We start from the raw sequence: 20,734 nt of genomic DNA on the forward strand, positions 1-20,734 counted from the left end.
AAACCCCAGTCGCTTACTTAAGTAAGCTCCCGGGGATTTGCTCCCTTGCCGCCTACCAGCAGATCGAATGCTAACGGGTATAGCAGCCAACACACCTGCAATTTGAAAGACAAAGGGTAAATAATGACCGGAACCACGCAGCCTCTTAATCCCCTGAGTTTACCTTTGACGGGGGAGAGGCTGATTGAAGCCTCTGCCGGTACCGGAAAAACATTCACCATTGCAGCGCTGTATTTGCGCCTGTTACTTGGCCTGGGTGGGCAAAATGCCCATCCTCGTCCACTCTCCGTCGAAGAATTATTGGTCGTAACGTTTACTCAGGCTGCGACCGAAGAACTCCGTGGCCGTATTCGTGCCAATATTCATGAATTACGTATCGCCTGCGTGCGCAACCGCACTGAAAATCCCCTGTTCCAAAGCTTGCTGACGGAGATCCCCGATCTTCACCAGGCTGCGCAAATTTTGCGTCTTGCTGAACAGCAAATGGACGAAGCCGCCATCTTTACCATCCATGGTTTTTGCCAAAGGATGCTCAGCCTGAATGCCTTTGAATCAGGCATGTTGTTCGAGCAACAGCTTATTGAAGATGAATCGCTGTTGCGCCGCCATGCATGTGCTGATTTCTGGCGTCGCCATTGTTATCCACTGCCAAAGCCGGTAGCGCAGGTGATGGCTGAGGAATGGGCGGGGCCTGAAGAGTTGCTCCGGGATATAAATAGCTGGTTGCAAGGTGAGCAGCCGGTACTGAAGCAACCGCCTGCCGATGATGAAACGCTGCTGGCGCGTCACCAAAAGATCATCACTGCGATTGAGGATGTAAAAGCACAATGGCGTGCAAGTGCTGACGACATCGTGCAGATTCTCAGTGAAGCGAAAATTGATCGCCGTAGCTACAGCAGTAAAAACTTACCTAACTGGTTGAATATTGTTGGCACCTGGGCGCAAACAGAAACCACGACCTATAAATTGCCCGAGCAACTCGAACGATTCTCTCAATCGATGTTGGATGAGAAAACAAAAGAAGGTCAGCCGCCACAGCATCCGGTTTTCAGAGCAATTAACTCGTTATTAGGCGAACCGCTGACGCTGCGTGATTTAGTCATTGCCCGCGCGATGGCGGAAATCCGTTATACGGTTCAGCAGGAAAAACGCCGTCGAGGGGAGCTGGGATTCGACGATATGCTGACTCGCCTTGATGAGGCATTGCATAAACCCGGTGGCGATGCGCTAGCTGCTGCTATTCGCGGGCGCTTCCCGGCGGCGATGATTGATGAATTCCAGGATACTGACCCGCAGCAATATCGCATCTTCAGGCGTTTGTATATCAATCAGCCGGACACCGCGCTATTGCTTATTGGCGACCCAAAACAGGCGATATATGCATTCCGTGGCGCGGACATTTTTACCTATATGAAAGCGCGTCATGAGGTAAGTGCCCACTACACGCTCGACACCAACTGGCGCTCATCTCCAGGGATGATAAGCAGTGTGAATACCCTGTTTCAGCAATTGGATAATCCCTTCTTATTCCAGCAAATTCCTTTCTTAGCGGTGAAAGCCGCAGCCAAAAATAGCGGTCTGCGTTTTACCCTCAAAGGTAAAAATCAGGCGGCGATGTCGTTCTGGGCGCAATCGGGCGATGGCTGCGGAGTGAGTGATTACCAACAAACCATGGCGATGCAGTGCGCGCAGCAGATACGGGATTGGTTAAGCGCCGGGCAGCGCGGCGAAGCGTTGCTGTGGAAGGGGGAAGAATCTCGACCGGTACGGTCATCGGATATTACTATTCTGGTTCGAAGCCGTGGCGAGGCGTCTATTGTGCGCGAAGCCCTGGCGAGCCTGAACATTCCGTCCGTCTATCTTTCAAACCGCGACTCGGTATTCGCAACACCGGAAGCGCGTGAAATTTTGTGGATTTTGCAGGCGGTGCTGGCTCCAGAAATGGAAACCGCACTGCGCAGTGCAGTTGCGACCAGCATGTTTGGCCTTGATGCCCGAATGATTGAAGCGCTTAACGAAGATGAAAACGCCTGGGATCAACTGGTCGAGGAGTTTTCAGAGTATCGACATATTTGGTTGCGTCGGGGCGTCATGCCCATGTTACGTGCGCTCATCGCCCGCCGCCAAATTGCCGAAAACTTACTGGCAACGCCAGGTGGCGAGCGCCGTCTGACCGATATTCTGCATATCAGCGAATTGCTACAAGAAGAAGCCTCACAGACTGACAGCGAACATGCTCTGGTCCGTTGGTTGGCGCAGCAAGTTGCCGAACCTGATAGCAACGCCTTCAGCCAGCAATTACGTCTTGAAAGCGACCGCCATTTGGTACAAGTCGTCACCATTCACAAATCGAAAGGGCTGGAATACCCGCTGGTCTGGTTACCGTTTATCGCCAACTATCGTGCGCAGAACAGCGGTTTGTATCACGACCGTTCTACATTCGCGCCGTTGCTGGATTTAAGCGACGATGCTGAAAGCCTGAGTCTCGCTGAAGAAGAGCGCCTGGCAGAAGATTTACGTCTGTTGTATGTGGCTATGACTCGCTCTATCTGGCATTGCAGTCTCGGTGTTGCCCCGTTGTTTAAAGGGAATCGCGCCAAAAAAGGAGCCAGTGACCTGCATCTTGGGGCATTAGGTTATCTTCTGCAAAAAGGTGAAGCGAAAGATGCTGCGGGTCTTCAGGCTTGTTTGCAGGAACTGGCGAGCGAGTCGATTAGCATTGAAGAACCAGGGTCTGAGGATTTCACGCCATGGCAACCCGTGAGTGCTGAACTTCCGCAACTTAGCGCCCGAATGATGAAAAGACAGGTGGCGGATAACTGGCGTGTGACCAGTTATTCCGGTTTGCAACAGCATGGCAGTAGCCTGGCACAGGATTTATTGCCACGCCTGGATGTCGATGCTGCAGGGGCTGCGCCGGTACAAAGTGAGTCATTACTCACTCCACACACCTTCCCTCGCGGGGCCGGACCTGGCACATTCCTGCATAGCTTATTCGAAGGCATTGATTTTACTCAGCCACTTGATGAACCGTGGATGGCTAAGCAGTTAGACGAACAAGGTTTTAGCGAGAAGTGGCAGCCGGTGTTAACCGACTGGTTAAGCACAATTTTACAGGCTCCGTTGAATGAAACGGGCGTGTCTCTCAACCAATTAGCGCCACGAGAGAAACAGGTCGAACTGGAATTTTATCTGCCGATTGAGAGTGATTTACAGGCTACGCAACTGGATACCCTGGTGCGTGAATATGATCCGTTATCGTCAGGTTGCCCACCGTTAAACTTCAGGCAAGTGCGTGGCATGCTGAAAGGGTTTATCGACCTGGTGTTCCGCTGGCAAGGGCGCTATTACCTGCTGGATTATAAATCGAACTGGTTAGGCGAAGACAGCAGTGCTTACACTCAGGAAGCTATGGCTTCGGCAATGCAATCTCATCGCTATGATCTGCAATATCAGTTGTATACCCTGGCGCTGCACCGTTATTTGCGCCACCGCATTGCTGATTATGACTACCAGACTCATTTCGGGGGAGTCATTTATCTTTTCTTGCGCGGTGTTGAAAGCCACGGCTCGTCGCAGGGGATTTTTGCCACGCGCCCTGATGAACAATTGATTGTGAAAATGGACGCACTCTTTGCAATGAAAACGGATGTCGCGGCACAAACGGACGAGGTGACGCCATGAAAATGTCTGAGCTGTTACAGCAGGCTGTCGAGCAAAAGCTGTTGCGCGCACTCGATGCGCAGTTTGCCATGATAATTGCCGGTGACGAGCAACCCGCCGTGATGCTGGCCGCCGCGTTAGTCAGCCATGATGCCGGTGAAGGTCATGTCTGCATTCCTCTTTCTCGTTTAACGCCCGAGTTCTGTTTTGCCGGGCGACAACCCGATTTTGCAGAGCAACTGTTTTCCCTGGCTGCACTAAAGTCCGGCTGGCGCGAGGCGCTGCTTGCTTCTGAAGCAGTGAGTGAGCATGAAGGTGCTACGCCGCTGAAGCTGATTGGTGAGCGGCTGTACCTCAATCGGATGTGGCAAAACGAACTGTCGGTAGCACGATTTTTTGGTGAGGAAAATCGTGCTATTACTCTCGACGGAACACAGGTCATCCACGTTCTGAATCAACTGTTTGAACCGATGGCTGATATCGACTGGCAAAAGGTGGCGGCAGCTGTCGCCCTGACGCGGCGCATTTCTGTGATTTCTGGTGGGCCGGGAACCGGCAAAACCACTACAGTTGCCAAATTGCTCGCCGCCCTGGTGCAGCTTTCGGATGACAAACCTTTGCGTATCCAACTTGCGGCACCCACCGGGAAAGCTGCGGCGCGGCTGACGGAATCGCTGGGTTCGGCCTTGCGCCGCTTGCCACTGGATGACGCGCAGAAAGCGGTATTACCGAACGACGCATGTACGTTGCACCGCTTACTGGGAGCGCAACCCAACAGCCAACGCTTGCGTTACCATGCCGGGAATCCTCTGCATCTTGATGTGCTGGTGGTTGATGAAGCTTCGATGGTCGACTTGCCGATGATGGCGAAATTGATCAACGCAATGCCTGCCCATGCGCGCGTGATTTTCCTCGGCGACCGTGACCAACTGGCTTCAGTAGAAGCGGGTGCGGTGCTTGGAGATATATGCCACTTCGTCACGCACGGATATTCACCGGAGAGAGCCACTGAGTTAAGCCACCTGACGGGCTATTCACTGCCTGCGGGTGAGGGCAGCCAGGCGAGCGTATTGCGTGATGGGCTTTGTTTGCTGCAAAAAAGCTACCGCTTTGATAGCAAGTCCGGCATTGGGCAACTGGCGTTTGCCGTTAACGCCAGCGATGTGAAGCAGGCCAGAGAGGTCTTCTCAAAAGGTTTTGGTGATATTTCGAAACAGCCGCTCCGTGAGACTGAAGATTATGCGCGGATGATTGCCGACACGGTGGAAGGTTATCGGCCCTATCTTGAGTTGATGCGTAGCCATGCAGATCCCGCGGTGATTCTTGACGCCTTTGGCCGTTATCAGTTGCTGTGTGCGTTGCGGGAGGGGCCGTTTGGCGTTAGTGGCCTGAATAACCGTATCGAACTGGCACTGATTCAAAAACGATTGATTGAGCGGCCAAACCCGACGGTATCGCGCTGGTATAACGGCAGGCCAATTATGATTTCCCGTAACGACAGTTCGTTGGGGTTATTCAACGGCGATATTGGTATTGCTCTGGACATGGGGGAGGGGCTGCGCGTCTGGTTCCCGATGCCGGATGGCAACATCAAATCTGTGCAGCCGAGCCGTCTGCCTGGCCATGAAACCGCATTCGCCATGACGGTGCATAAATCTCAAGGGTCGGAATTCGAGCACGCCGCACTGGTTTTGCCAAATCAATACACCGCAGTGGTGACGCGTGAGCTGGTCTACACCGCAATCACTCGTGCTCGCAATCAATTGTCTTTGTACGCCGATGATCGGGTGTTAGAAAAAGCGATTGTAACGAAGACGGAACGTCGTAGTGGATTGATGGACAGTTTTAGCTAGCCTTTTCAGGGCTAGCTTAGGGTGCTGACAAAGAAGGAAAAAACGTGGTTTTTCCTTCTTTGTGGTTATTAGCCGAAAATCAATAAATTGATTTTCCTTGTTTTTTATTTGGTGATATATGTTCGCTTTGCGAAAGAATAAGGTTTGTCATCAACCTAAGCTAAATCAGCCATCAACACTTTCGAGCGGCGCTGGTAGTTGTACATCTCTTTTTTGCTTTCTGGCAGCAGTTCAACATCAACCGGCATAAAGCCCCGTTCCTGGAACCAGTGAATGCTCCGGGTTGTCAGCACGAACAGTTTGCTCAGCCCCATTTGACGGGCTTGCGTAGCAATACGCTGCAACAAAACTTCACCGCGTGATGAACTGCGATAATCAGGATGAACTGCAACGCAGGCCATTTCACCAATGCCCTCTTCCTGGAACGGATAGAGTGCAGCACAAGCGATGGTCAGGTTGTCGCGCTGAATAATGGTGAACTTGTCGATCTCCATTTCCAGCTGCTCACGCGAGCGGCGCACCAGAATCCCTTGCTGTTCCAGCGGACGAATCAGCTCCAGAATACCGCCGATATCGTTGATGGTGGCACGACGAATTTGCTCCGCACTCTCCATCACAATCTGCGTACCAATACCATCGCGGGAGAACAGTTCCTGCAACAGCGCACCATCTTCTTGATAGCTGATTAAATGACTGCGACGCACGCCGCTGCGACAGGCTTTCACTGCACCACGCAGAAAACGCACGGTGCCAGAGTGATAGTCCCCGGCTACTTCAAGCTCTTCAATGCGTTTTTGTGCATCGTTAGGGAACAGTTCTGAAACGATATTGCCGTTGTCATCGATAACGCCCTGAGAAGAGCAGAAGCCAATCATTTTTTCGGCTTTCAGTTTGACTGCAAGTTGCGTGGCAATCTCTTCTGAAGTGAGGTTGAAGCTTTCGCCCGTGACGGAAACCGCGACCGGGCCCATTAGTACGATTGCGCCGTTATCAAGCTGACGGTGGATGGCTTCTTCGTCGATACGACGAACACGGCCACTGTGGCAATAATCCACGCCATCATCCACGCCCAACGGTTGCGCGATAATAAAGTTGCCGCTGACGACGTTGATATGCGCCCCTTGCAACGGTGTGTTGCCAAGGCTCATGGACAAACGTGCTGTGATATCCAGTTGCAATAATCCTGCTGCCTGTTTTACCAGCTCAAGGGTTTTTGCATCAGTGACACGCGTATGTTTGTGATAGATAGGTTCATGATTATGCGAAGCCAGATTGGCATCTATTTGCGGGCGCGCGCCATACACCACCACCAGACGAATTCCCAGGCTGTGTAACAGCCCAATATCATTGACGATACTGGAAAAGTTCTCGTGTTCAATGGCTTCGCCGCCAAGCATAATGACAAACGTTTTTCCCCGATGGGCATTTATATAGGGAACAGAATGGCGGAATCCCTGTACCAGTTCGGTTCTACGTTCCTTCACCACGGCAAGCCCTCGCTGCATGATTATTCGTAATTTCTGTATTTTTATTCTTTTATTGCTTCAGGTGCAAGCAGGATTTACCGCAAAGCAGAAATTTCTGCATCTGGCTTGTCAGGGGCTTGATTGCGAATGTTTACCCTTTTATGAGTGACAGTATGGGGATGTTTCGCTAAAGTTTTCGGCTCAAAAAATAAATGTCGTTATTTGGTTCACGGAAAAACACCGCTCAGGAGAGCTATGTCTGATTCCCGTTCTTTAATTAGTCGTCGCCGCTTATTGCAGGGCGCAGGCGCTATGTGGCTACTGAGTGTCAGCCAGGTTGGCTTTGCAGCCTCGAGCCTGGTCGTGGCGGTGCGTGTCTGGCCGGCATCGTCTTACACTCGTGTCACACTGGAATCGAACAAAGAGCTTAAGTATAAGCAGTTCGCACTGAGCAACCCCGATCGGGTGGTGGTGGACATTGAAGGTGTGAATTTAAATTCAGTATTGAAAGGTATTGGCGGCCAAATTCGTGGCGACGATCCTTTTATCAAATCAGCGCGTGTCGGGCAGTTTGATCCGCAAACTGTGCGCATGGTTTTTGAGCTCAAGCAGAACGTCACGCCGCATCTTTTCGCCCTGGCACCGGTAGCAGAATTTAAAGAACGCCTGGTGATGGATCTCTATCCGGCCAATATGAACAGCGAGCAAGATCCGCTGTTAGCCCTGCTGGAAGATTACAACAACGGCAAACTGGACAAAGATGCGCCACCGTCACCTGAACAAGGGCCGAAGCCGGGTAAAGCCGGGCGCGACAGGCCAATTGTGATCATGCTCGATCCTGGGCACGGCGGGGAAGATCCCGGTGCCATCGGGCCAAATAAGACGCGCGAAAAAGACATTGTGCTGCAAATCGCTCGTCGCCTGAAAGCGCTTATTGATAAAGAAGCGAACATGAAAGCCTATATGACGCGTAACGAGGATGTGTTTATCCCGTTAAAAGTCAGGGTGGCGAAAGCGCAGAAGCAACGTGCTGATTTATTTGTTTCTATTCATGCGGATGCGTTTACTTCAGGCGCGGCACGCGGCTCCTCGGTCTTTGCACTTTCAACCAAAGGTGCCACCAGTACTGCGGCAAAATTCCTTGCTCAAACACAGAACGCTGCCGACTTGATCGGTGGGGTGAGTAAGAGTGGTGACAGGTATCTCGACCACACGATGTTCGATATGGTGCAGTCGTTGACCATCAACGATAGCCTTAAATTCGGCAAAGAAGTTCTAACCCGATTGGGTCGAGTGAACAAGCTGCATAAAAACAGTGTTGATCAGGCTGGCTTTGCCGTGCTGAAAGCACCGGATATTCCATCGATTCTGGTGGAAACCGCATTTCTGAGTAACGTTGAGGAAGAGCGCAAACTGCGTACTGCAACTTTCCAGCAGGAAGTTGCGGAGTCAATTCTGGCAGGGATTAGGGCGTACTTTGCGGATAGTTCGCGATTAGCACGGCGTGGCTAGAGCCAATTTATTGTCGGATGACGCTTGCGCTTATCCGACCTACAACTGCATTTCGTAGGGTGGACATCAAATAACCCGGATTTCAGATACAAAAAAACACCCGTTAAGGTGTTTAAATGTTGGTTGCGGGGGCCAGATTTGAACTGACGACCTTCGGGTTATGAGCCCGACGAGCTACCAGGCTGCTCCACCCCGCGTCCGTAAACTTCTTTAGTACCCAAATGATTTTCATCATTGCGCTAAACTTCAGCGTCTTAGTTGGTTGCGGGGGCCAGATTTGAACTGACGACCTTCGGGTTATGAGCCCGACGAGCTACCAGGCTGCTCCACCCCGCGTCCGTATAACTATTTACTGCTAATGATTTTCACCACCGCGCTAAACTCAGCGACTTTTTAATTGGTTGCGGGGGCCAGATTTGAACTGACGACCTTCGGGTTATGAGCCCGACGAGCTACCAGGCTGCTCCACCCCGCGTCCGTGGAAGCGCACTATACTCTGCTCGGCTTTTGATGCAACCCTTTTTTTAAAAAATACCCGATTTGTCTCATCTAACTGATAATAATTTAATTTAAGTACAAATAACGAACACATCTGGGCTGTGCGAGGCGCAACTCGTTTAAATCTTGCGGTGTGTTTGCTATCTTCCCGTGGCGTAATGCGGCATAAACAGGGCGAGGAAGTAATGATAGGACGTTGGACGAAGTACATTGTAACTGGGGTAATGGTTGCCATTCTGGCTGGCTGTTCCTCGAAACCGACAGATAAAGGTCAGCAATATAAGGACGGGAAGTTCACCCAGCCATTTTCCCTGGTCAATCGCCCGGATGCGGTAGGGGCGCCCATTAACGGTGGCGACTTTGCTGAGCAAGTTAACCAGATTCGTTCTGCCTCTCCTCGCCTCTATAATAGCAAGAGCGATGTTTACGGCGCGGTTCAGCAGTGGCTGCAGGCCGGTGGCGATACCAGTAAGTTGAGCCAGTACGGGATTGACGCCTGGCAGATGGAAGGTGCTGACAACTACGGCAACGTGCAATTCACCGGCTATTACACACCAGTCGTGCAGGCGCGTTACACCCGTCAGGGTGAGTTCCAGTATCCGATTTACCGCATGCCACCAAAACGCGGACGTTTACCTTCCCGTGCCGAAATCTACAGTGGTGCCCTGAGCGACAGCTACATTATTGCTTACAGCAACTCCTTAATGGATAACTTCATTATGGATGTGCAGGGCAGTGGCTATATCGATTTTGGCGATGGCCAGCCATTAACCTTCTTTGGTTACTCAGGCAAGAATGGCCACGCTTATCGCAGTATCGGTAAGGTGCTTATCGACCGCGGTGAAGTAAAGAAAGAAGATATGTCGATGCAAGCCATTCGTCACTGGGGTGAAACTCATAGCCAGGCCGAAGTACAGGAACTGCTTGAGCAGAACCCATCTTTTGTCTTCTTTAAACCTGCAAGCTTCGCGCCAGTGAAAGGGGCGAGTGCCGTACCGTTAATTGGCCGTGCCTCTGTCGCATCGGACCGCTCGATCATTCCAGCAGGCACCACGATTCTGGCAGAAGTCCCGTTACTGGATAACAACGGTAAATTCAGCGGGCAATATGAATTACGCGTGATGGTAGCACTGGATGTTGGTGGTGCGATTAAAGGCCAGCACTTTGATATCTACCAGGGGATTGGCGCGGATGCCGGTCACCGAGCAGGTTGGTACAACCATTATGGTCGCGTTTGGGTACTGAAAAACGCACCAGGTACTACCAACAGCGTATTTACCGGTTAAATTTTCCCCCTGACGGGCTGTATAATCAGCCCGTCGTCTTTACCCGCAAGAACACCCGCAAAGATTTTTCCGAGGATAACGTAATGTCTGTAGTGTTGACTGATGCCTGGCTGCAACGCTTTGGTGGTACTGCTCGTTTGTATGGCCGCAATGCCCTACAACTGTTTGCGGATGCGCATGTTTGCGTGATTGGCATTGGTGGCGTCGGCTCCTGGGCGGCAGAAGCACTGGCACGTACCGGTATCGGTGCGATTACGCTTATCGATATGGATGATGTTTGCGTGACCAACACCAACCGCCAGATTCACGCATTGCGCGATAACGTCGGGCAGGCCAAGACCGAAGTGATGGCGGCGCGTATTCGTGAAATTAACCCGGAATGCCGCGTCACGGTAGTGGATGACTTTATTACTGCGGAAAATACCGCGCAGCTGCTTAATCAAGGTTTTAGCTACGTTATTGACGCTATTGATAGCGTGCGCCCTAAAGCGGCTCTGATCGCTTACTGTCGACGCAATAAGATCCCGCTGGTTACAACCGGTGGAGCAGGCGGGCAAATCGATCCTACGCAGATTCAAGTGGTCGATCTGGCGAAGACTATTCAGGATCCGCTGGCAGCAAAACTGCGCGAAAGACTAAAAAGTGATTTTGGCGTGGTGAAGAACAGTAAAGGAAAGCTCGGTATTGATTGCGTGTTTTCCACCGAAGCGCTGGTTTATCCGCAGGCTGATGGTTCAGTGTGTGCAATGAAAAGTACCGCCGATGGCCCGAAACGTATGGACTGTGCATCCGGTTTTGGTGCGGCAACGATGGTCACCGCCAGCTTTGGTTTTGTGGCGGTGTCCCATGTTTTAAAGAAAATGATGGCAAAAGCGGCGCGGAATCAGGGCTGAACCGCGGTACGAACGGCTTGCGCTAATGCCGCAAGCCCGCTGCTGCGCGAGGCGCTTAGCTGATTGCGCAGCCCTAAATCATCGAACAGGGCGAGCGGATCGTCATTCAGCAACTGTTCAGCCGTTTTCCCCTCGATTGCTGTGAGTAACACCGCCAACAAACCGCGAACAATTCGCCCCTCACTATCCCCATAGAAATGCAGCGTGCCATTTGCCTGCAGGCTGTGACCCAACCAGACTCGGTTTTCACAGCCTGCAATTTCTATCTCATCGCGTTTGAGGTCTGCGGGAAGTGCCGGAAGTTGTTTCCCGAGCAGTATCAGCTGGCGATATTTATCTTCCCACTGCTGCAACGGAGCAAAAGTGACTCGTAAACTGTCAGCGGTGATCGATGTGCCAAAAGGGTGACCGGCTAAAAATCCACTTGTCATTTAATCCACCAAAATTTCCAGCGCGTTGTCGATGGCTTTGACCAGCGCATCGACATCAGCCTGAGTATTGTAGGGGGCAAAAGAAGCACGCAAGGTGCCAGCAACACCCAATGCGGCAAGCAAAGGCTGAGCACAATGCTGGCCAGCACGCAGTGAAATGCCCGATTCAGCCAACAGTGTAACCATGTCGTTGTGGTGAACACCTTCAAAATCAAATGCTAACAGGCTCGAGTCCTGGCAGCGGAAGCTGCGAAAACCCGGTCGCTTTGCCAGTTCTGCTTCGGCAAGCGTCGCCAGCCCACGGCTATATGTTTCAGCTTCGGTTAAATCAACGCTTTCGAGCCACTCAAGTGCTGCACTCAGGCCAATAACTCCCGCAACGTTTGGCGTACCCGCTTCAAAACGATATGGCACAGGCTGCGTTTTAAAGCCTTCAAATGAGACATGCGTAATCATTTTCCCGCCGCCTAGCCACGGAGACATCTCTTCGAGCAGCGCAGTTTTTCCATAGAGCGCACCGATGCCGGTTGGGCCATACAGTTTGTGGGCGGAGAAAGCGTAAAAATCGATATCTAACGCTTGTACATCCGGTGGGCAATGCACCACACCTTGTGCGCCGTCAACCATGACAGCAGCGCCTGCTTCATGGGCAAGCGTAATCGCTTTGGCCAGATCCGGGCAGCCGCCGGTGACGTTAGACATTTGCCCCAACGCGAGGATTTTGGTTCGTGCGTTAAGTAACGCGGGCAATTTGCTTAAATCGGCGAGGTAATCTTTGCCAAGCGGTAGCTTGATAATCTTCGCGCCAGTTTGTTCTGCAACCATTAACCACGGCACAAAGTTGGCGTGGTGCTCGGCTTCGCTAACAATAATTTCGTCGCCAGTTTGCAGGCGAGGGCGTGCGTAGCATTGAGCGACCATGTTAATCGCTTCGGTAGTGCCACGTGTCCAGACGATGTCTTTGCCCGAAGGTGCGTTGAGCAGCGCAGCGACGCTAGCACGAGCGGCTTCATAACGCTCAGTAAGGCGTTGTGCTTCGGCAAATTGGCTACGATGAACATTACCGGCGCTCAGGCTATAAAACTGCTGAGTCGCTTCAATGACGGCGCGAGGTTTAAGGGTGGTTGCGGCACTATCGAGATAGACACCAGCATCAGCCAGCGCCGGAAACTGGCTGCGAAAACTGGCGGGATTGAATGTTTTCATGATTTTCCTCGTATCACTATGAGACGATCGTGGCGCATTTGTCTTAATCGCACAAGGGATCAATGACCTTCGGAATAGTCTGCTTAGCCAGGCAAGCTCGTGAAAGAGGGTTATGCTGAATAATGTTAGGTGAATCTTTCACCCTGGTTATTTTTAAGAGTTAATCAGCATTAATCGCTACTAAGGAGAAGAATATGAACAAGGCAGCCGCAGCAGTATCAGCAGGTCTAATGGTTCTTGCTCTTTCAGCATGTTCAAGCCCGAACTACGTGATGCACACCAATGATGGTCGAAGCATCGTCGCTGATGGCAAACCTCACACCGATGACGAGACAGGGATGATTCAGTACAAAGATGCTAATGGGAACAAACAGCAGATTAACCGTACTGACGTCAAAGAGATGGTTGAGTTGGAACAGTAATCTTTTTGCTCAAACTTCAGGTTGTTCAAACTACAGATTACTCAAACTACAGGCAAAAAAAAGCACCGCAATTAGCGGTGCTACATTAATCACTATGGACAGACAGGGTAAATGTACAGGAAGTGAAAAAGGGGTAGCGAAGCTACCGGGGTCTGGAATGCCAGACCAATTGCAAACACAACAACACAACATCACAACCGTAAGCCAAAAGCCCTCCGAAACACGCATTCCAGATAACTTTTCGTTCCGGCTCAGGAAGTGACGCCACTATAGGTATTTGCTGGTGCATCCTCAACGGACAATTTATAATGGCTCAGATAAAAAAAACTAATAGGTTAATTAACTTCACCTGTTTGTTAATAGACTTTAACATTTAAGCCAATCAACTATGTCCAAGCGTTTGCCACCTTTAAATGCCTTACGTGTCTTTGATGCTGCAGCTCGTCACCTGAGTTTTACTAAAGCGGCCGAAGAATTATTCGTGACTCAGGCCGCCGTGAGCCACCAGATAAAGTCCCTGGAGGATTTTCTGGGCCTAAAATTGTTTCGTCGTCGCAACCGCTCGTTGCTGCTGACGGAAGAAGGGCAGAGTTACTATCTGGACATCAAAGAGATATTCTCACAGTTAACCGAGGCCACTCGTAAGCTGCAGGCTCGTAGCGCCAAGGGGGCGTTAACGGTCAGTCTGTTGCCAAGTTTTGCCATTCATTGGTTAGTGCCACGCCTCACTAGCTTTAATACAGCTTATCCGGGAATCGACGTTCGTATACAGGCGGTTGACCGTCAGGAAGATAAACTTTCAGATGATGTCGACGTCGCGATTTTTTACGGACGCGGCAACTGGCCGGGCTTGCGTGTGGAAAAACTGTACGCAGAGTATCTGCTACCGGTTTGTTCACCCATGCTGTTAACGGGCGACAAGCCGATCAAAACCCCAGAAGATTTAGCCCATCATACTTTGCTGCATGATGCGTCTCGTCGTGACTGGCAGACCTACACCCGCCAATTGGGGGTAAGCCATATCAATGTGCAGCAAGGTCCGATATTTAGCCACAGCGCGATGGTGCTGCAGGCTGCGATTCACGGGCAAGGCATTGCTTTGGCAAATAATGTGATGGCGCAATCGGAAATTGAAGCGGGTCGTTTGGTTTGCCCATTCAATGATGTTCTGGTGAGTAAAAATGCCTTTTATCTTGTTTGTCATGACAGCCAGGCAGAACTGGGTAAAATAGCGGCCTTCAGGCAGTGGATTCTGGCGAAAACCGCGAGCGAACAAGAAAAATTCCGTTTTCGCTACGATCAATAAGCAAACCAGTGCGTAGGCATGCCACTACGCCTTACTTTAGGGTTACACCATGACCAGCCGATTCATGCTGATTTTTACTGCGATTAGCGGTTTTATCTTTGTCGCCCTCGGCGCCTTTGGGGCACATGTATTAAGCAAAACGCTTGGTGTTGTCGAGATGGGGTGGATTCAAACCGGTCTCGAATATCAAGCATTTCATACATTAGCGATTTTTGGTCTGGCCGTTGCCATGCAGCGCCGGATCAGCATTTGGTTTTACTGGAGCAGCGTATTTATGGCGCTCGGTACTGTTCTATTCAGCGGCAGTCTTTATTGCCTGGCGCTGTCTCACTTACGCCTGTGGGCGTTTGTTACTCCCGTCGGTGGGATGAGTTTTCTCGCCGGTTGGATCTTGATGTTGATTGGTGCAATGCGCCTGAAACGTAGGGGCGCAAGCCATGAATAAAGTTATTTTGTACTGCCGACAAGGTTTTGAGAAAGAGTGTGCGGCAGAGATTACCGATAAAGCCAACCAGCGTGGCGTGTACGGTTTTGCACGTGTAAAAGAAAACAGCGGTTATGTGGTTTACGAATGTTATCAGCAAGATGATGCTGACAAACTGGCGCGTGAATTGCCGTTCAGGGATTTGATCTTTGCCCGTCAAATGTTCGTTGCCAGTGAACTGCTTAAAGATCTTCCAACCGACGATCGCATTACACCGATCACCGGCATGTTGACGGGTATGGTCGAGAAAGGCGGCGATCTACGCGTGGAAGTGGCCGATACCAACGAAAGCAAAGAACTGATGAAGTTCTGCCGTAAGCTGACGGTGCCATTGCGTACCAGCCTGCGCGAAGCCGGTATTCTGACCAATTACGAAACGCCAAAACGCCCGGTAGTGCATGTGTTCTTTATTGCACCGGGTTGCTGCTACACCGGCTATTCGTATACCACGAACAACTCGCCTTTCTATATGGGCATCCAGCGTCTGAAATTGCCTTCCGAGGCACCAAGCCGTTCAACGCTGAAACTGGAAGAAGCTTTCCATACTTTCATTCCTGCTGATGAGTGGGACGAGCGTCTGGCAAACGGGATGCACGCCGTTGACCTTGGAGCCTGTCCTGGCGGTTGGACTTACCAATTAACGCAACGCAACATGTGGGTTTGTTCCGTCGATAACGGCCCAATGGCGCAAAGCCTGATGGACACCGGGCAAGTGACCTGGTTGCAGGAAGATGGTTTTAAATATAAGCCAACCCGCAACAACATTTCCTGGATGGTTTGCGACATGGTTGAGAAACCGGCGAAAGTGGCGAGTCTGATGGCGACGTGGTTAGTGAATGGCTGGTGTCGCGAAACCATTTTCAACCTCAAGTTGCCAATGAAGAAGCGCTATGAAGAAGTGTCGCAAAACCTGGCGTTGATTCATGAAAAACTGGCAGAACATGGTATCAGCGCCGAGATTCAGGCACGCCAGTTGTACCATGACCGTGAAGAGGTGACTGTACACGTGCGCCGTATGTGGGCTGCAGTGGGCGGCCGTCGCGACGAGCGTTAATTTAATCACCCTCACCCCGGCCCTCTCCCTCAGGGAGAGGGGGAAAACCAGACGGTTCCCTCTTCCTGTGGTTGGGGGCTAGGGTGAGGGCGTCCCACCTGGTAAACGTAACTGCTGCAAATTCCCATCAAGCACCAAGTCCGTCTGCAACTTTGCCACCTGGCGGCTGATAAAAGCACTTTCCCGATGTTGTTCTAACTTCTTACGCCACTTCTCCGGGACTTCATCCAGCCGTTCGTACAGTGCTTCCAGCGTAGAAAATTGAGTGATCAGTTGTGTGGCACTTTTCGGCCCGATCCCCGGAACGCCGGAAATTTTGCTGCTGCTTATCCCCGCAAGTCCCCAGAAATCAGCGAGCTGTTCAGGCTGCACGCCATATTCCTGCGCAATAAACGGCGCGTCGAGCCAGCGTTTTTGGAAATAGTCGCGGATTTGAATGGTTGGCGCGAGTAACTGGCAAAAACCTTTATCAGTCGAGACAATGGTGGCGCGATGCCCACTTGCTGCTACTTTTACAGCGAGGGTTGCTGCCAGATCATCTGCTTCATTTCCTTGAGAATGCCAACACGCCACGCCTCTTTTGGCGAAGGCTGCACGTAATATTGGCATTTCTTGATGTAAGGTATCTGGCATTGGCGCACGGCCAGCTTTATAGTCTGGCAAGACCTGATGTCGCCAGCCTTCGCGGCGGTCTTCGTCATCAAACACGGCGACAGCGTGGGTGGGCTGACTGTGTGTTATCAGCGCATCCAGAGCGTGCAGGCAAGTATCAACGCAGGGTGAGCCTTGAACCGCATGAATCCGGCGTATTAAATTCAGGGCATCAACGATAAGTAAATGAATCATCATGGATATTTCGCTTTCAACATTCGCTTTGCACACACTAACATTTCTGTGGGGTGACCGCGAATACGAAAGGTTGATTCAGGAAAGCCGCTCGCAATAAATACATTGCTAACAAATTAGGTTGCTATGTAATACCCATTAGCATTCGAGTTGCAGCCAACACCCCTGCGGCTTGAAGGATGATGGGGATATTTTTAATGAATAAAAAATCAGAGATAACAACATGAGTCATAGTTCACACCTTGCACAACGTATTCAGGCCCTACAACCGTCAGCAATCAGAGAATTGTTAAAGCACAGCAAAATGCCAGGCGTTATTTCCCTTGCTGGTGGCATTCCTTCCAGTGAGTTATTCGATAAAGAAGGTCTGGGCATTGCGACACAAAAAGTGGTCGCTGAGAACTTTAACGACGCGTTTCAGTACGGTTTGACTGAAGGTACTGTCGAATTGCGTCAGCAATTAGTCGGGTTGTGCCAGGAACGGGGAATTACCACCAACCCGGAGCAGCTGCTGATTACCTCTGGTTCACAGCAAGCACTGGATTTGTTGATGCGTGCGTTAGTGAACCCTGGCGATGTTTTTGTTGTTGAACGCCCGACTTATCTGGCAACACTGCAAATTCTCAGCCTGAATGAAGCCGATGTGAAATCAGTTGGTAGCGACGAGCACGGTATGAAAGTCGATGAGCTTGAGGAATTGCTGAAAACCACGCGTATCAAAGGCGTCTATCTGGTGCCAACGTTCGGTAACCCAAGCGGCACAACGTTGAGTGCCAGCCGTCGTGAGCAACTGGTCAAACTGGCCGAAGAGCATCATTTCGTCATCGTTGAAGATGACCCGTACGGTGCGATTAGCTTTACCGATACCCGTGAGAAAACCTTGCTGCAAGTCGCCACTGAACGTGGTAGCCAGGAAAACGTGGTTTATACCTCGACGTTTTCTAAAATCCTGGCGCCAGGGCTGCGTGTTGGCTGGATTGTGCTGCCAGAGTGGATGAAGCAAAAAGTGGCTATCATTAAGCAAGCTACCGATTTGCACGCCAACTCATTTACGCAATCACTGGTATCGGCGTACCTCACGCTGGATCGTCTGAACCCGCAGATTGAGCTGATTCGCGAAGCGTATAAGAAGAAGTGCTTGAGTTTATCGAAGTTCTTACATCAGGAACTGAGCGAGCACATTACCTTTAACCAGCCGCAGGGCGGGATGTTCCTGTGGGCCGCTTTCCGCTATGAATTTGATACCACGCGTTGGTTACAGCAGACACTGGAAAAAGGCGTGGTGTATGTGCCTGGTGAGTTCTTCTTTAGCGATCATGCAGACAAAAAAACGCTGCGTTTCTCTTACGCTACGGCCACAGAAGAACAGCTTTATGATGCTGTTCAGCGACTGAAGTCCGCGCTATAAAATAAAAAATGGAGCCGAAAGGCTCCATTTTATTATGCAATTAAAGAACAATATTAATGAGATAACTCGACTGGCTCATCGTCATTATTATTTTTGGCAGTACCACCCATACGTTTTGAATATAGTGCGGTAATAATTGGCACCAGAATCGCGGTCACAATCACGCTGGCTGCAACCAATGCCGTTGCAGAGGCGGCCACTGGCTCAAACGCTGGGTTGATTTGTGCAATGATAACCGGGTTTGCGACTGCCGCACCTGCGGCGGATGAAGCTGCAATCCCTGCGGTACCGTTGCCACCACCAATGAATTTATCTGCCAGAATCAACGGAATACCGGTGATGACGATAACAGCTACACCCAGCAAGATACCCAGCAGGCCAGTGTGCATAATCACATTCAGGTTGATGGTGTTACCTAATGCAAAGCCGAAGAATGGAATCAGTACCGGCGTTGCTTTGCTGAAGAAGGTACGGAAATCGTGGTCAAGGTTACCTAATGCAAAACCAATCAGGAATGGCAGAACAGCGCCGATGAAGTGGTGCGGTTCAAAAGAGCCCAGACCGGCTGCACCCAGAATAACCATGGTCATCAGTGGGCCAGATTCCAGCGACATCAGAACAAAAGCACCCGATTCTTCTTTAGTACCATACTGGTTCATCAGGCTCGCATACAGGCCGCCGTTGGTCATGTCCATCGCAGAAACGAGGGCCAGAACAGACAAACCTGCAAACATCCCCGTCTGAATGCCACCTTCAGGAATAAACGAGGCGGCAACCATTGCCACAACCCAGGCCACGGCAATTTTAGTCAGAACCAGCGTACCGGACTTACGCAGTACCGTGCCGGTTGCTCGTAGATCTATAGAGGCTCCAATACAGAAGAACCAAACCGCCAGAATGGGAACGGTGCCAGTGATCATCCCTTTAGTAAATGAACCAAAATATGCTCCAGTGTCCGGAGCGAAAGTATTCAGCATTGCCCCAAGTAACAACGGGACTAGCATCATCCCACCAGGAATGCGTTCAATGGTGGCTTTAATTTTCATGGTAATTCCTTATTATTTTTTCATTATATACAAAGTGTTAATGAAAAAATTTCGTAATAATTAACGGTGAGAGCCGTTTGTATTCCTTGGTTGTATAGAGTGTCAGGTCAGTGATGTTGTTTGCTCTGAATGGCTGTTTCATTAACCTTATCGAGTGATTTACCGTAGCATCAATGCCTCGGTGATGATCTCTCCAGACAAACTATCCATCCATTGGAATGATGATTCAATCAAATTGAAACAATATTTCAATTTGGATCACATTATTTTTCTATACAGGTGATAAACTGTCTAAGTGGTGCGGTTAAATGTGGATTCTTTGTGATCAACAATATTTTAATTGCTAAATTTTTATTAATAGTAATGAGTGTTTCTTTTATTGCGCTCATTAATCCCAGTAAGGAAAAGTAATGGACATTCGTCAAAGCATTCATAGTGATCATGCAAAAACCCTGGATACTGCGGGCTTACGTAAAGAGTTTCTGATTGAAACCATCTTTACCGCTGATGAGTACACCATGACTTACAGCCACATCGACCGCATCATTGTTGGTGGTGTCATGCCCGTCACTCGCACTGTGAGTGTTGGCGGTGAAGTCGGTAAGCAGTTGGGCGTAAGCTACTTCCTTGAGCGTCGCGAGCTGGGGGTTATCAACATTGGCGGCCAGGGCACCATTACTGTCGATGGGACTTGCTATGAAATCGGTACCCGCGATGGTTTATATGTGGGTAAAGGCGCTAAAGAAGTGGTGTTTGCCAGCATTGATCCGGCAAACCCTGCACGTTTCTATTACAACTGTGCTCCTGCTCATACCGCTTACCCAACTAAGCGTGTGACTCCAGCCGATGTTGCTCCGGTGACTTTGGGCGACAGCGTTACCAGCAACCGTCGTACTATTAACAAATACTTCGTTCCAGATGTGCTGGAAACCTGCCAGTTGAGCATGGGTTTGACTGAGCTGGAACCAGGCAACCTGTGGAACACCATGCCTTGCCACACGCATGAGCGCCGTATGGAAGTTTATTTCTACTTCGGTCTGGAACAAGATAGCTGTGTCTTCCACATGATGGGCCAGCCGCAAGAAACTCGTCACATCGTGATGCAGAATGAGCAAGCTGTGATTTCCCCGAGCTGGTCAATTCACTCAGGTGTGGGTACGCGTGCGTACACATTTATCTGGGGTATGGTGGGGGAGAATCAGGTGTTCGATGATATGGATCACGTGAAGGTAGGCGATTTGCGCTAGTCGATTTTTGGGTGAGGAGTTGTTTGTTTCCCCTCACCCTAACCCTCTCCCAAAGGAGAGGGGATTGTCCGGATTTCTCCCTATCCTAAAGGCTGTCTCTTAGCCACATCTTT

At 50.6% G+C, this 20,734-nt stretch carries 16 protein-coding genes and 3 tRNA genes; 11 read left to right on the plus strand and 8 right to left on the minus strand.

The window, feature by feature from the left end:
* Positions 1-123: 123 nt before the first annotated feature.
* Complete coding sequence (recB, locus tag MNO13_RS04355; RefSeq protein WP_241939575.1) at positions 124-3,684, plus strand: exodeoxyribonuclease V subunit beta; 3,561 nt, start codon at positions 124-126, stop codon at positions 3,682-3,684.
* Positions 3,681-5,516: an exodeoxyribonuclease V subunit alpha gene (recD, locus tag MNO13_RS04360; RefSeq protein ID WP_241939576.1), complete on the plus strand. Its 1,836-nt coding sequence runs from the start codon at positions 3,681-3,683 to the stop codon at positions 5,514-5,516. Before recB ends, recD begins: the two co-directional genes overlap by 4 nt.
* Positions 5,517-5,671: 155 nt before the next feature.
* On the opposite strand, the gene argA is transcribed toward recD, so the two are convergent.
* A complete protein-coding gene (gene argA / locus MNO13_RS04365) occupies positions 5,672-7,003 on the minus strand; it encodes an amino-acid N-acetyltransferase (protein WP_064543818.1) in 1,332 nt (443 codons plus the stop codon).
* A gap of 234 nt (positions 7,004-7,237) precedes the next feature.
* On the opposite strand from argA, the gene amiC reads away from it, so the two are divergent.
* The gene (gene amiC, locus MNO13_RS04370; RefSeq protein WP_064543819.1) at positions 7,238-8,494 is read left to right on the plus strand and encodes an N-acetylmuramoyl-L-alanine amidase AmiC; all 1,257 of its coding nucleotides are present in this window, start codon (positions 7,238-7,240) and stop codon (positions 8,492-8,494) included.
* Between the two features lie 120 nt (positions 8,495-8,614).
* Here amiC and MNO13_RS04375 read toward each other — a convergent pair.
* The 3 genes from MNO13_RS04375 to MNO13_RS04385 all read right to left on the minus strand — a co-directional run bounded on the left by MNO13_RS04375 (position 8,615) and on the right by MNO13_RS04385 (position 8,969).
* A tRNA-Met gene (locus MNO13_RS04375) sits at positions 8,615-8,691 on the minus strand.
* 62 nt (positions 8,692-8,753) lie between these two features.
* Positions 8,754-8,830 (minus strand) — tRNA-Met (locus MNO13_RS04380).
* A gap of 62 nt (positions 8,831-8,892) precedes the next feature.
* A tRNA-Met gene (locus MNO13_RS04385) sits at positions 8,893-8,969 on the minus strand.
* Positions 8,970-9,177: 208 nt separating this feature from the next.
* On the opposite strand from MNO13_RS04385, the gene mltA reads away from it, so the two are divergent.
* Complete coding sequence (gene mltA, locus MNO13_RS04390) at positions 9,178-10,278, plus strand: murein transglycosylase A (RefSeq protein WP_064543821.1); 1,101 nt, start codon at positions 9,178-9,180, stop codon at positions 10,276-10,278.
* Positions 10,279-10,361: 83 nt separating this feature from the next.
* Entirely contained in the window at positions 10,362-11,171 is an 810-nt protein-coding gene (gene tcdA, locus MNO13_RS04395) for a tRNA cyclic N6-threonylcarbamoyladenosine(37) synthase TcdA (RefSeq protein ID WP_064543823.1), read from the plus strand.
* Here the strand turns inward: tcdA and csdE are convergent.
* Positions 11,162-11,602: a cysteine desulfurase sulfur acceptor subunit CsdE gene (gene csdE / locus MNO13_RS04400; RefSeq protein WP_241939577.1), complete on the minus strand. Its 441-nt coding sequence runs from the start codon at positions 11,600-11,602 to the stop codon at positions 11,162-11,164. The genes tcdA and csdE overlap by 10 nt on opposite strands.
* Positions 11,603-12,808, minus strand: a complete 1,206-nt coding sequence (gene csdA / locus MNO13_RS04405; protein WP_241939578.1) for a cysteine desulfurase CsdA — start codon at positions 12,806-12,808, stop codon at positions 11,603-11,605.
* A 194-nt stretch (positions 12,809-13,002) separates the two neighbouring features.
* On the opposite strand from csdA, the gene MNO13_RS04410 reads away from it, so the two are divergent.
* The 4 genes from MNO13_RS04410 to rlmM all read left to right on the plus strand — a co-directional run bounded on the left by MNO13_RS04410 (position 13,003) and on the right by rlmM (position 16,074).
* Positions 13,003-13,230, plus strand: a complete 228-nt coding sequence (locus tag MNO13_RS04410; protein WP_064543829.1) for a YgdI/YgdR family lipoprotein — start codon at positions 13,003-13,005, stop codon at positions 13,228-13,230.
* A 388-nt stretch (positions 13,231-13,618) separates the two neighbouring features.
* Positions 13,619-14,536: a glycine cleavage system transcriptional regulator GcvA gene (gene gcvA / locus MNO13_RS04415; protein WP_064543831.1), complete on the plus strand. Its 918-nt coding sequence runs from the start codon at positions 13,619-13,621 to the stop codon at positions 14,534-14,536.
* 49 nt (positions 14,537-14,585) lie between these two features.
* Positions 14,586-14,981: a DUF423 domain-containing protein gene (locus MNO13_RS04420; RefSeq protein WP_064543833.1), complete on the plus strand. Its 396-nt coding sequence runs from the start codon at positions 14,586-14,588 to the stop codon at positions 14,979-14,981.
* Positions 14,974-16,074, plus strand: coding sequence for a 23S rRNA (cytidine(2498)-2'-O)-methyltransferase RlmM (gene rlmM / locus MNO13_RS04425; protein ID WP_064543835.1), 1,101 nt, complete (start codon positions 14,974-14,976; stop codon positions 16,072-16,074). Before MNO13_RS04420 ends, rlmM begins: the two co-directional genes overlap by 8 nt.
* Positions 16,075-16,152: 78 nt before the next feature.
* On the opposite strand, the gene xni is transcribed toward rlmM, so the two are convergent.
* Positions 16,153-16,923 carry a flap endonuclease Xni gene (xni, locus tag MNO13_RS04430; RefSeq protein ID WP_064543844.1) on the minus strand — a complete coding sequence of 257 codons (771 nt, stop codon included), beginning with the start codon at positions 16,921-16,923 and terminating at the stop codon, positions 16,153-16,155.
* A gap of 220 nt (positions 16,924-17,143) precedes the next feature.
* Between xni and MNO13_RS04435 the strand changes: the two genes are divergently transcribed.
* Complete coding sequence (locus MNO13_RS04435; protein WP_064543837.1) at positions 17,144-18,328, plus strand: aminotransferase-like domain-containing protein; 1,185 nt, start codon at positions 17,144-17,146, stop codon at positions 18,326-18,328.
* 53 nt (positions 18,329-18,381) lie between these two features.
* On the opposite strand, the gene kdgT is transcribed toward MNO13_RS04435, so the two are convergent.
* Positions 18,382-19,374, minus strand: coding sequence for a 2-keto-3-deoxygluconate transporter (kdgT, locus tag MNO13_RS04440; protein ID WP_064543839.1), 993 nt, complete (start codon positions 19,372-19,374; stop codon positions 18,382-18,384).
* A gap of 410 nt (positions 19,375-19,784) precedes the next feature.
* Between kdgT and kduI the strand changes: the two genes are divergently transcribed.
* A complete protein-coding gene (kduI, locus tag MNO13_RS04445) occupies positions 19,785-20,621 on the plus strand; it encodes a 5-dehydro-4-deoxy-D-glucuronate isomerase (protein ID WP_232886954.1) in 837 nt (278 codons plus the stop codon).
* Positions 20,622-20,734 lie beyond the last annotated feature (113 nt).

The sequence above is a fragment of the Buttiauxella ferragutiae genome, assembly GCF_022637515.1.
GTDB classification, from domain to species: domain Bacteria; phylum Pseudomonadota; class Gammaproteobacteria; order Enterobacterales; family Enterobacteriaceae; genus Buttiauxella; species Buttiauxella ferragutiae.

Bases quoted from the DNA above. Each gene is read 5' to 3' on its own strand.
- recB (WP_241939575.1), top strand. From the start codon at position 124: ATGACCGGAACCACGCAGCCTCTTAATCCCCTGAGTTTACCTTTGACG.
- recD (WP_241939576.1), top strand. From the start codon at position 3,681: ATGAAAATGTCTGAGCTGTTACAGCAGGCTGTCGAGCAAAAGCTGTTG.
- amiC (WP_064543819.1), top strand. From the start codon at position 7,238: ATGTCTGATTCCCGTTCTTTAATTAGTCGTCGCCGCTTATTGCAGGGC.
- mltA (WP_064543821.1), top strand. From the start codon at position 9,178: ATGATAGGACGTTGGACGAAGTACATTGTAACTGGGGTAATGGTTGCC.
- tcdA (WP_064543823.1), top strand. From the start codon at position 10,362: ATGTCTGTAGTGTTGACTGATGCCTGGCTGCAACGCTTTGGTGGTACT.
- csdE (WP_241939577.1), bottom strand. From the start codon at position 11,602: ATGACAAGTGGATTTTTAGCCGGTCACCCTTTTGGCACATCGATCACC.
- csdA (WP_241939578.1), bottom strand. From the start codon at position 12,808: ATGAAAACATTCAATCCCGCCAGTTTTCGCAGCCAGTTTCCGGCGCTG.
- MNO13_RS04410 (WP_064543829.1), top strand. From the start codon at position 13,003: ATGAACAAGGCAGCCGCAGCAGTATCAGCAGGTCTAATGGTTCTTGCT.
- gcvA (WP_064543831.1), top strand. From the start codon at position 13,619: ATGTCCAAGCGTTTGCCACCTTTAAATGCCTTACGTGTCTTTGATGCT.
- MNO13_RS04420 (WP_064543833.1), top strand. From the start codon at position 14,586: ATGACCAGCCGATTCATGCTGATTTTTACTGCGATTAGCGGTTTTATC.
- rlmM (WP_064543835.1), top strand. From the start codon at position 14,974: ATGAATAAAGTTATTTTGTACTGCCGACAAGGTTTTGAGAAAGAGTGT.
- xni (WP_064543844.1), bottom strand. From the start codon at position 16,923: ATGATGATTCATTTACTTATCGTTGATGCCCTGAATTTAATACGCCGG.
- MNO13_RS04435 (WP_064543837.1), top strand. From the start codon at position 17,144: ATGAGTCATAGTTCACACCTTGCACAACGTATTCAGGCCCTACAACCG.
- kdgT (WP_064543839.1), bottom strand. From the start codon at position 19,374: ATGAAAATTAAAGCCACCATTGAACGCATTCCTGGTGGGATGATGCTA.
- kduI (WP_232886954.1), top strand. From the start codon at position 19,785: ATGGACATTCGTCAAAGCATTCATAGTGATCATGCAAAAACCCTGGAT.